The sequence below is a fragment of the Curtobacterium sp. MCBD17_021 genome, assembly GCF_003234525.1.
Taxonomy (GTDB): domain Bacteria; phylum Actinomycetota; class Actinomycetes; order Actinomycetales; family Microbacteriaceae; genus Curtobacterium.
The window spans coordinates 17,154-27,660 of sequence record NZ_QKTS01000023.1; the positions used below are offsets into that span (position 1 = coordinate 17,154).

At 73.9% G+C, this 10,507-nt stretch carries 10 protein-coding genes; 7 read left to right on the plus strand and 3 right to left on the minus strand.

Features of this window, described 5'->3' with window-relative positions; all coding sequences use genetic code 11:
* Positions 1-30 precede the first annotated feature (30 nt).
* From DEI83_RS15065 to DEI83_RS15080, 4 genes are all read left to right on the plus strand, one after another.
* Positions 31-1,380 carry an MFS transporter gene (locus tag DEI83_RS15065; protein ID WP_111082751.1) on the plus strand — a complete coding sequence of 450 codons (1,350 nt, stop codon included), beginning with the start codon at positions 31-33 and terminating at the stop codon, positions 1,378-1,380.
* A gap of 83 nt (positions 1,381-1,463) precedes the next feature.
* On the plus strand, positions 1,464-2,159 hold the full coding sequence (nucS, locus tag DEI83_RS15070; RefSeq protein WP_111082752.1) for an endonuclease NucS: 696 nt from the start codon (positions 1,464-1,466) through the stop codon (positions 2,157-2,159).
* Positions 2,160-2,221: 62 nt separating this feature from the next.
* Positions 2,222-2,896 (plus strand): HAD hydrolase-like protein, encoded by a 675-nt coding sequence (locus DEI83_RS15075; RefSeq protein WP_111082753.1) that lies wholly within the window; start codon positions 2,222-2,224, stop codon positions 2,894-2,896.
* Positions 2,893-4,179 (plus strand): CynX/NimT family MFS transporter, encoded by a 1,287-nt coding sequence (locus DEI83_RS15080; protein ID WP_111082754.1) that lies wholly within the window; start codon positions 2,893-2,895, stop codon positions 4,177-4,179. The genes DEI83_RS15075 and DEI83_RS15080 overlap by 4 nt, the downstream gene beginning before the upstream one ends.
* A gap of 20 nt (positions 4,180-4,199) precedes the next feature.
* Here DEI83_RS15080 and DEI83_RS15085 read toward each other — a convergent pair whose 3' ends face one another.
* Positions 4,200-5,039: an SDR family oxidoreductase gene (locus tag DEI83_RS15085; RefSeq protein WP_181431265.1), complete on the minus strand. Its 840-nt coding sequence runs from the start codon at positions 5,037-5,039 to the stop codon at positions 4,200-4,202.
* A 44-nt stretch (positions 5,040-5,083) separates the two neighbouring features.
* The gene (locus DEI83_RS15090) at positions 5,084-5,752 is read right to left on the minus strand and encodes a nucleoside/nucleotide kinase family protein (protein WP_258371244.1); all 669 of its coding nucleotides are present in this window, start codon (positions 5,750-5,752) and stop codon (positions 5,084-5,086) included.
* Between the two features lie 134 nt (positions 5,753-5,886).
* On the opposite strand from DEI83_RS15090, the gene DEI83_RS15095 reads away from it, so the two are divergent.
* A complete protein-coding gene (locus tag DEI83_RS15095; protein WP_111082755.1) occupies positions 5,887-7,206 on the plus strand; it encodes a PP2C family protein-serine/threonine phosphatase in 1,320 nt (439 codons plus the stop codon).
* A 39-nt stretch (positions 7,207-7,245) separates the two neighbouring features.
* Here the strand turns inward: DEI83_RS15095 and DEI83_RS15100 are convergent, their stop codons facing one another.
* Positions 7,246-7,695 (minus strand): NUDIX hydrolase, encoded by a 450-nt coding sequence (locus DEI83_RS15100; protein ID WP_111082756.1) that lies wholly within the window; start codon positions 7,693-7,695, stop codon positions 7,246-7,248.
* 211 nt (positions 7,696-7,906) lie between these two features.
* Here DEI83_RS15100 and DEI83_RS15105 point away from each other — a divergent pair, with 211 nt between their 5' ends.
* The gene (locus DEI83_RS15105) at positions 7,907-8,659 is read left to right on the plus strand and encodes an ABC transporter ATP-binding protein (protein WP_258371245.1); all 753 of its coding nucleotides are present in this window, start codon (positions 7,907-7,909) and stop codon (positions 8,657-8,659) included.
* Between the two features lie 3 nt (positions 8,660-8,662).
* The coding region (locus DEI83_RS15110) for an FtsX-like permease family protein (protein ID WP_111082758.1) at positions 8,663-10,507 on the plus strand (1,845 nt) is incomplete at its 3' end.

Consider the following 10,507-nt stretch of genomic DNA (forward strand, 5'->3'; position numbering starts at 1 on the left):
CTCCTCGAATCGATTCGATCGGACAGTTCCATGACGACGGCCGTCACCCGCTCCGCCCCGACGACACGTGCCTGGCGCAACGCGGTGTTCGTGGTGTTCACCCTCTCCGGGCTCGTGATGGCCACCTGGCTCAGTCGCATCCCGAGCGTCCGCGACGCCCTCGACGCGGAGACCGACACGATGGGCGTCCTCGTGCTCGGTTCGTCGATCGGGTCGATCGTGGGTCTCACCCTCGCCGGGCACATCGTGACGCGGCTCGGCGCCCACCGGGGTGTGCAGGTCGCCGCGCTGGCCATCGCCGCGGGCATGGTCCTGGCCGGTGTCGCGGTCACGTCGGGCTGGGGCTTCTGGGCGGTCTGGGTCTTCCTCATCGCGCTCGGGTTCGGCAACGGCCTCTGCGACGTGTCGATGAACGTCTCGGGTGCCACGGCCGAACGGCTCGGCGGCCGGACGATCATGCCGCTGTTCCACGCGTCGTTCAGCGTCGGCACGCTCGTCGGCGCCGGTCTCGGCTCCCTCGCCGAGCGCTTCGACGTGCCGGTCGCGCTGCACTTCATCGTCGTGGGGGTCCTGGCCGCACTGGCGATGATCGTCACGGTGCGGGCGTTCGGCGACGAGCGTGTCATCGAGGACCACGTCCCGACCGACACCAGCCCGGTCCCGGTCGCCGTGTCCCGCTGGGCCGTGTGGCGCCAGCCGTCGACGATCCTGATCGGGCTCATCGTGCTCGGCATGGCGCTGGCCGAGGGGTCTGCGAACGACTGGCTGCCGCTCGCCATGGTCGACGGCCACGGGCTCGAGAACGAGGGTGGCGCCGCGGTCCTCGCCGTGTTCCTCGCCGCCATGACGATCGGCCGGGTCGCCGGCAGCCCGCTCGTCGACCGGTTCGGCCGCGTCCCCGTCCTGCGCGTCTCGGCCCTCGTCGCCGTCGTCGGACTCGGCATCCTCATCTTCGTGCCGAGCGTGCCGCTCGCGATCGTCGGCGTCGTGCTCTGGGGGCTCGGCGCGAGCCTGGGCTTCCCGATGGGCATGTCCGCCGCGGCCGACGACCCGCGGACCGCGGCTGCCCGGGTGAGCGCGGTGGCGACCATCGGCTACGTGGCGTTCCTCGCCGGCCCGCCGCTCATCGGGTTCCTCGGTGAGGAGTTCGGGCTGCTGCGCGGGCTCCTCGTCGTCTTCGTCTTCATCATCGTCGCGGGCCTCGTGTCCGGTGCCGCGCGTGAGCGCACCCCGGCCGCCATCGCGGACGACCACCGCACCGCGCGGGGCGGTGACCGGCGTGCCGGGGCCGCGGATGGCCTCCCGGCCGACGGTAACGACCCCATGACCGATCCCGCGGCGGCCGGCGGGACCGGCGAGCACGTCCGACCGGAACGGTGACGGACCCGGCCCGGCCCCGACGGCGAACCGGAGGGCCGCGCTCGAGGTCCGGGTCACGACCCGACGCCGGTTAGGCTTCCCGCGTGCGTCTCGTCATCGCCCGCTGCTCCGTCGACTACGCCGGTCGCCTGTCGGCCCACCTGCCCCTCGCGAACCGGCTGCTCATGCTGAAGGCCGACGGCTCGCTGCTCGTCCACTCGGACGGCGGCAGCTACAAGCCCCTCAACTGGATGAGCCCGCCGTGCTCGATCGCGATGGCCGAGCCCGACGAGGACCAGGCCGCCACCGGCATCACCCAGGTGTGGACGGTGACGCAGAAGAAGACGCAGGACCGCCTGATCGTCAGCATCCACGAGGTGTTCGCCGACGAGTCCCACGACCTGGGCGTCGACCCGGGCCTGGTGAAGGACGGGGTCGAGGCGCACCTGCAGCAGCTCCTGGCCGAGCAGATCGAGCTGCTCGGCGACGGACACACCCTGGTCCGCCGCGAGTACATGACCGCCATCGGCCCGGTCGACATCCTGGCGCGCGACGACGCCGGTGCGAGCGTCGCGGTCGAGATGAAGCGGAACGCCAACATCGACGCCGTCGAGCAGCTCACCCGCTACCTCGAACTGATGAACCGCGACCCGCACCTCCGCCCGGTGCAGGGCGTGCTGGCGGCACAGTCGTTCGCCCCGCAGGCCCGCACCCTGGCCGAGGACCGCGGGATCCGTTGCGTGGTCCTGGACTACGACGAGATGCGCGGCATCGAGGGCGGGCACGCCCGTCTGTTCTGAGTAGGGCACGCCTCGCCCCCCGCGCCGTCCGCTCCGTCCGCCGCGGCTAGGCTGGACCGGTCATGACAAGCAGCCCGGAGCGTCCGTTCACCGCCGTCCTGTTCGACCTCGACGGCACCATCAGCGACTCGGCGCCGGGCATCCTCGAGAGCCTGACGTACACGTTCCGGCAGGTCGGCGTCCCCGTGCCCGACCACGACACCCTCATGTCCTTCGTCGGTCCGCCGATCCTCGACACCTTCCGCATCGCGATGGGCATGGACGAGCCCCTCGTCGAACGCACCCTGGCGGTGTACCGCGAGCACTACTTCTCGCACGGGGCACTGGACTCGCAGATGTTCCCGGGCATCGACGTCGTCCTGCACACCGTGCACGAGGCCGGTCTGCCGATCTCGACCGCGACGAGCAAGCCCGAGACGCCGGCGACGTACATCCTCGAGCACTACGGGCTGACCGGGGACATCGACGTCATCACGGGCGCGAGTGACGACGAGGTGCGCTCCGCCAAGGCCGACGTCGTGGCAGAGGCGCTCCGGCGGCTCACCGCCCGCGGGTTCGACGTCTCCCGGCCCGTCCTGGTGGGCGACCGGCTGCACGACGTCGAGGGCGCCGCGGTGCACGGCGTGCCGACGGTCTTCGCCGAGTGGGGCTACGGCTCCCCCGCCGAGGCCGAGGGGACCATCGCGCAGGCGGCGACCCCGCTCGACCTGCTGCCGATCCTGTTGCCCGACGCGTGAGTGACGCGGGCGAGCGGGCCGAGACCGTCCGCGCCGGACTCCGTGGGGCCGCCTGGCTCCTGCCCGCCGCGATCGTCCTCGTCGCGCTGAACTTCCGCGGACCGATCGTCGCGCCGGCCCCCGTGATCGGGGACGTCCGCGCCGACCTCGGCATGACCGCGACCGTCGCCGGGCTCCTCACCACGATCCCGGTCCTCTGCTTCGCCCTCGCGACACCGTTCGCGAGCTGGGTCATCGCCCGGTTCACCTCGGAGCGCGCCGTCTCGCTGTCGCTGCTCGTCGTGCTGGTGGGCACCGTACTCCGGTCGGTCCCGCACGAGGCAGCCCTGCTCGTCGGCACCGCGGTGATCGGGATCGGGATCACGATCGGCAACGTGGTGATCCCCGTCGTGATCCGCCGTGACACCTCACCCGAGCGGGTCGGTCTGGTGACCGGCGTCTACACGTCGGCGCTCAACGTCGGGTCGATGATCACCTCGCTCGGGACGGCACCCGTCGCCGCCGCGTGGGGGTGGCCGATCGCCATCGCGCTGTGGGGCGTCCTGGCGCTCGTCGCCGCCGCCGCGTGGACGTACACGGTCGGGGCGGCAGCCGCATGGCGCGGCGTCGACCGGGACCCCGAGCCGCTGCCCGCGACGGGTCCGATCGACCAGGTGCTCGACACCGGCGCCCTCCGGACGGTCGCGGCGGAGCCGGCCGCCCCCGTCATCGAGGCGCTGCCGCACCCGGCCAAGCGCTGGGTGACGTGGGGGCTCATGCTCGCGTTCGGCGGGCAGGCGTTCTCGTACTACGCCCTGACGGCCTGGATCCCGACGCTCCTGCACGACGAGATCGGTTTCGACACGGCGTCCTCGGGCGCGAGCTCGTCGGTATTCCAGATCCTCGCCGTCGTCGGTGCGCTCGGGGTCCCGGTGCTCGCGAGCCGGTTCCGGCCGCGGGTCATCATCGTCCTCGTCGCGTTCTTCTGGCTGGCGATGCCGCTCGGGCTGCTCGTCGCGCCGCAGCTCTGGCTGCTGTGGTCCGTGCTCGGCGGCGCTGCCCAGGGCGGCGGGATCACGATCATCTTCATCGTCATCGTGCGGCTCGTGTCGAACGACGACGACGCCCGGCGGTTGTCCGCGTTCGTGCAGGGCGGCGGGTACCTGCTCGGGTCGGCGGGGCCGCTCGTGGCCGGGGCACTGCACGGTGCGACCGGCGGCTGGACGGCTCCGCTGCTGACCGTCCTCGTGGCGGTGCTGCTCCTCGGCGTCGTCGGGTCGGTGTCGGCTCGCAAGGTGCGCTGAACGGGCCGCAGGCGACGCGGTCAGGCGCTCCGGGCCTCCAGGACCTGCCGGAGCGACATCGGTGCCTGCCCGGTGACCCGCTCGACGTCCCCGGACACCTTCGCCAGCGCGCCCTCGCCGATCGCCGTGTACGTGCTCACCCAGGCGTCGGCCTGCCACGGCTCCGGGTCCCACCGCTGCCGTGAGGCGTAGGCCTCCGCCACCGTCTCGCGGTGGTAGGTCACGGGCCGGCCGCGCACCTCGCTGACGACCGCGGCCGCCTGCTCGAGGGTGATCGCCGCCGGTCCCGTCAGGTCGTACGTCCGGTCCAGGTGCCGAGCAGGATCCCGGAGGACCGCCGTCGCCACGCGAGCCACGTCCGCCCGCGCCACCGCCGCCATCGCCCCGTCGCCCGCCGGACCACGGATGACGCCGTCCTCGCCGACCAGGTCCTCGACGAAGTCCAGGTAGAACGAGTCGCGCAGGAACGTGTGCGCCATCGAGGTGTCGCGGACCGCCTGCTCGGTCCAGAAGTGGTCGCGACCGAGCGTGAAGGTGGCGTCGGCGGCGGCACCCTGGAAGGACGTGTACACCACGTGCCGGACGCCCGCGTCGGCCGCGGCGCGCACGACGGTGCGGTGCTGGTCGAGCCGGTCACGGCCCTCCGCCCCGGACACCAGGAAGAGGACGTCCACGCCCTCGAGGGCGGCGCGGGCCGCGTCGGCGTCGGCGTAGGTCGCGACCGCGACCTCCGCTCCGGGCAGCTGCGGGGCACGGGAGGCGTCGCGGACGACCATGCGGAACGGCACGCCGTCCGCGGCGAGCGCGCGGGCGACGGCGCCGCCGATGTTGCCGGTGGCCCCGGTGATGGCGATGGTCACGTCGTGCTCCTGTCGGTCGGGTGGTGCGGTCGGGTGGGACGTGCTCAGGTCCGCACGAGGACGGAGGCCCGGTGCAGGTCCGCCGTCACGCGGACGGCGTTCGCACCGTCGACCTCGACCGCCCACCTCCGGGCGCCCTCGTGGTCGCGGCCGTGCCGCATGTGTCGGCCGACCAGGCGGTCGATCCGCACCGAGTCGTCGACGACGCAGGCCCACGTCTCGGTGAACAGCCCGGGCAGCTCCCGCCACGGGGCGGTCCGGTCGAGCAGGTAGTTGCCCTCGGAGACGACGAGCACGGTCTCGGGCGGCACGGCGATGCTGCCGGCCACCGGTTCGTCGACGCGTCGGTCGAAGTCGGGGGCCCAGACGGTGGAGCCGGTGCCGTCCGTCCCACCGGTGCCGTCGGCCGCGGTCAGGCGGCGCACGAGTGCGACGTACCCGGCCGCGTCGAAGGTGTCGATCGCACCCTTGCGGTCGCGGCGGCCGAGGGCGTCGAGCGCGGTGTTCGCCAGGTGGAAGCCGTCCATCGGGACCTGCACGGCGACGCCCGCGCCGAGCCGGTCCGTGACCTCGGTGACGACGCGGCGGGCGAGCGTGGACTTGCCCGCCCCCGGTGCCCCGGCGATGCCGACCACGCTGCGTCCGCCGGCCTCGGCGAGCGCCACCGCACGTGCCACGGCCTGGTCGACGGACAGGGTCTCCTGCGTGCTCACGCGTCCATCCTCGTGCATCCAGGGGCCGGACGAACAGCGTCCGACGACCGTGCCCGGTTCCCCGTCGGCGGGTGCAGTGTCCCACGAACGGGCGCGTTCCCCCGGCGACGAACGGGCGGTAGCGTTCGTCACCTATGGCGCAGACGACATCCGGCCCGGCCGTCGCACAGGTCACCGCTCCCGACCGTGCGGCGCCGCTGGCCGTGCGGTCGTCAGCCAGGACGACCCCGCTGACGAACCAGGTGGTCATCGCCGCGGTGTCCGTGGTCGCCGCGGTGTGCAGCGTGCTGCTCCCCTGGCTGACGGTCACGAACGCGCCGAGCATGTGGGCGGGAGCGGGCCTGACGCTGGTCGGGTTGGCGTTCACCGGACTGCTCGTGGCACGACCGGAGCTCGCTCGGTTCGAGCTGCTCGTCCCCGCGCTCGACTTCGTCGCGATCGGCCTGCTGCGGTTCGGCACCGGAGATGCGCGCTCACCGTTCCTCGCTGCGGTGCTGCTGCCGGTGATCTGGATCGCCGCCCGGCCGGGTCGTCAGCACGTCGTGTACCCCCTGATCGGCACCGCGGTGACCTTCCTCCTGCCGACGGTCGTCGGGCAGACGGAGCTCGGTTCCGCCGAGATCGTGCGCCTGGTGGTCGTCCTCGTGGTCTTCATCGGGGTCGCCGGCGTCACGAACGAGCTCGCCCGCCAGGCCGCGGTCCGGCTGCAGGCGATGCAGGACCTGCGACAGCAGGCCGAGGCGGAGATCAGCCAGGCCGCCCTCGTGCAGCGTTCGTTGCTCCCCGTGACCGCCGTGGACATCCCGGCCGCGCTGACGGTCCGGGCCGTGTGCCTGCCGACCCGCTCGGTCGGTGGTGACTTCTACGACTGGTTCCCGATCACTGACGGCGCTGCGTTCACGCTCGGGGACGTCATGGGCAAGGGCGTCGGCGCGGGCATGATCGCCGCCGTCGTCCGGTCGGTCCTCCGGTCGTCGGTGCGGGTCGGCGCCCCGAACGAGGCCGTCGGCCGGACCGCCACCGGCCTCGACGTCGGTCTGGACGCCCCGACGACCGAGCAGTTCACGACGTGCTTCCACCTGCACGTCAGCGTCGACGGTGTCGCCCGGTGGGTGGACGCCGGGCACGGCCTGACCCTGCTGCTCCGAGCGGACGGCGGCCATGAGTGGCTCCGGAGCTCGGACCTGCCGATCGGTGTCGGGTCCGCGTGGACGACGCACGAGACGACGCTCTCCCCGGGGGACGTGATCCTGAGCGTCAGTGACGGGGTGCTCGACCTGTTCGGGGACGGTCTGGAGGCGCTCGACCGGTTCGAGGCGTTCGCCGTCGCGGACCCGGACCCCGACCACCTCGTCGAGCGGCTCGAGGAGCGCGGTCGTGCGGGCCACAACGAGGACGACGTCACGGTGCTCGCGATCCGGTACGACCCGGAGCTCGAGGCCGCCCGGTCCTGAGCACCCCCGGGACCGAGCAGTGCCGACCGACCCCAGCGGTCACACCGTCGTGTCCCCACCGACCCCGGCCCAGCGCAGCGCCTGCACCACGAGCAGCCCGTGCCGGTGCGTCCCGAGCTCGTCGAGCCGTACCCACCGTGCCATGTCCGTCGTCCCGACCGCCTCGTGGCGGAGCGCGCCGCCCACGACCCTGGCGCAGTGCACCACCTGCACGGCCTTCATCGGCCGGCCGTTCCGGTGCTTCCGACGCTCCGGCGGGACGACGTGCGACCGGATGCCGAGCAGCCCCTCGACCACGACGTCGTACCCGGTCTCCTCGCGGACCTCGCGGACGGCACCCTCCTCGACGGTCTCGTCCAGCTCGACCCCACCGCCCGGCAGCGTCCAGAGCCCCGCGTCCGGCCAGCTCAGCCGCGCGAGCAGCACCCGGTCGCCGTCCGTGACGACGGCGTAGGACGCCAGCCGGGTGTCGTAGTCCGTGTACTCCATGACCCGACCATCCCAGGACGCGGGCCGATGCCGGCGAGCCGCGCCGCGCCTCCCGTCCGACAGCCGGAGAGCGGCACGGCCGCCGCCGGCCGCCCTGCATCGAAGGACGCAACCCTGCGAGGTCCCGTCGTTCGGGTCTCGGCCGGCGTCCCTCCGCTTCCTAGCGTGGACGACGCCCGCATCCCGAACCCACCCTCCGACAGGAGCCCTCGTGTCCACAGTCCTCTCCCCCGCCCGCACCGGCACCACCGTGCACCTCGACCGGGTCACCAAGACGTACCCGAACGGCCCGTCGACCGTGACCGCGCTCGACGGTGTCTCCCTCGACATCGCCTCTGGCAGCTTCACGGCCGTGATGGGTGCGTCCGGGTCCGGCAAGTCCACGTTCCTCAACTGCGCCGCCGGGCTCGACACCCCCTCGAGCGGCCGGGTGGTCATCGGCGGGGTCGACCTCGGCGCGCTGAACCCGGACGCCGTGACCCGGTTCCGCCGCGACCACGTGGGCTTCGTGTTCCAGGGCTACAACCTCGTGCCACACCTGACCGTCGGCGAGAACGTCCGGCTGCCCCTGACGCTCGCCGGCACCCGCGCCGACGAGCAGCGGGTCGCAGAGCTGCTCGACGCCGTCGGCCTGGGCGGGATGGCCGACCGCCTGCCCGGGGAGCTGTCGGGCGGTCAGGCGCAGCGGGTCGCGATCGCCCGCGCGCTCGTCGCCGGACCGGACGTGGTGTTCGCCGACGAGCCGACCGGTGCCCTCGACACCGCGACCGCGGACCGGATCCTGCAGCTCCTGCAGCACGCGGTCCGGTCGCTCGGGCAGACCCTGGTGCTCGTCACCCACGACCCGCGGGCGGCGGCCTTCGCCGACCGCGTGGTGTTCCTGGCGGACGGTCGGGTGCGTGACGAGCTGCACTCCCCCACGCTCGAGTCGGTCACCGCCCGCGTCCTCGGTCTGGGGCGCTGAGCCGTGCGCGCCGCCCTCCGCTCCCTGCTCGTCGTCAACCGCGCGGCCGTGCTCGGCGCCGGCGTCGTGGTCGCCCTGGCCGCCGTGCTCCTCGCGGTCACGGCCGCCTGGCTCGAAGCCGGTGTCCGGCACCCGGAAGCGCCGTTCCTCTCCACGGTCGCGGGCTCGTTCGCCGGCACGCTCCTCCTGATCACCGTGTTCATGGTGGCCAGTGTCTTCGCGGGGGTCCTCCGCGAGCGGCGGCGTGAGTTCGCCCTGCTCCGGGCGATCGGCGCGACCGCCGGGCAGATCCGCGGGTCCGTCCGGACCGAGGTGCTCCTCCTGCTCGCACTCGTCGCGCCGCTCGGTGCGGTGGTCGGCACGTTCGTCGCGCCGCTCGTCACGCCGCTCCTGGCGTCGAGCGACCTCGTGCCCGCGGGCTTCACGCTCACCCCGACGGTCGTCCCGCTGGTCGGCACGCTGGCCGTCCTCGTCCCGACCGGACTGCTGGCCGCGGCGATGGCCGCCCGCGCGGCGACCCGTCCCAGCCCGACGGACGCCGTCCGAGCGAGCACCACCGACGTCCCCACGCTGTCGCGCGGTCGGCGGATCGCGGCCGGTGTCACCGCCCTCGTGGGGCTCGCGACCGCGACCACGCCCTTCTTCACCCCGGGCCTCGTCGGCAGTGCGACCGGCGCCACCTCGGCGATCGTGCTCGTCATCGCGGCCGCCCTCGCCGGGCCGCTCCTGGTGCAGTGGGGCGCCCGACGTGCGCTCCGCGGTGCCCACGGTCCCGCGGCCACGCTCGCGCTCCTCAACGCGCGTGGGGCCTCCCGGCGCCTCAGCGCCGCGGTGGTGCCGCTCGCGCTCCTCGTCGCCCTCGGGACGGTGCAGACCGGGACGGACGCCGCCGTCCAGCGTGCGACGGGGGACCAACTCCGGGCGGGCCTCCAGGCCGACCTCGTCGTGACCGGGGCGGACGGCGTGACCGCTGCCCAGGCGGAGCGGATCGCCGCGCTGCCGGGCGTCCGCGGCACGACGACGATGCGCGACACCGCCGGCTCGGTGCAGGTCGAGCAGGCCGACGAGGACCTCCCTGCGCTCGGTGACCTCGAGTGGGAGCCGACCGTGATCCGCGCGCTGCCCAGCGACGACGGACGCGTCGACCCCACCGTCCGCGCCGGCTCCCTCGACGCGCTCGACGAGCCCGGCACCGTCGCGGTGAGCACCGACGTCATCGCACTCACGCCGACCGGGCTCGGGGACACCATCCGGATGCGGACGGGCGACGGGCCGGCCACCTCGGCGCGGATCGTCGCGGTCTACGACCGCGGCCTGGCGTTCGGTGACGTCCTCGTGCGCGACCGCGCGAGCGGCCCGGCCGGCACGCTGCTCGTCGACACGGCCGCCGGCGACCGGGCGGCCGTCCGGGAGGCCCTGCTCGCCACCGGCGCGGACGTCACCTCGGTCGACGGGTACGTCACGAGCGCCCTCCGGGCCGGCGACGGTGACCGTCAGCTGTCGCTGGTCCTCGTGATCGCCCTCCTCGCCTTCGTGGCGGCCGCCGCGGGCAACACGCTGCTCACCGCCACCCGGGGTCGGCGGGACGAGTTCGGGCTGCTGCAGCGGACCGGTGCCACCCGCTCCCAGTTGCTGCGGATGGCCGGGGTCGAGACGGCGTACACCGCGGTCGCAGCCGTGGTGATCGGGACCGTCGCGGTCCTGCCGGCGCTGGTCGGCGTCGGGTACGGGCTCGCCGGTGCTCCGGCGGCCGGGTTCGACCTCGTGTCCTGGGCCGGGTTCGCGGCTGCGGCGGTGGTCGTGGCGGTCCTCGGGGTGCTGCCGGGGGCAGGGCGGATCGTGCGGGGG

Excerpts from the sequence above, each read along its gene's own strand:
- DEI83_RS15065 (WP_111082751.1), top strand. The coding sequence starts at position 31 with ATGACGACGGCCGTCACCCGCTCCGCCCCGACGACACGTGCCTGGCGC.
- DEI83_RS15075 (WP_111082753.1), top strand. The coding sequence starts at position 2,222 with ATGACAAGCAGCCCGGAGCGTCCGTTCACCGCCGTCCTGTTCGACCTC.
- DEI83_RS15095 (WP_111082755.1), top strand. The coding sequence starts at position 5,887 with ATGGCGCAGACGACATCCGGCCCGGCCGTCGCACAGGTCACCGCTCCC.
- DEI83_RS15100 (WP_111082756.1), bottom strand. The coding sequence starts at position 7,695 with ATGGAGTACACGGACTACGACACCCGGCTGGCGTCCTACGCCGTCGTC.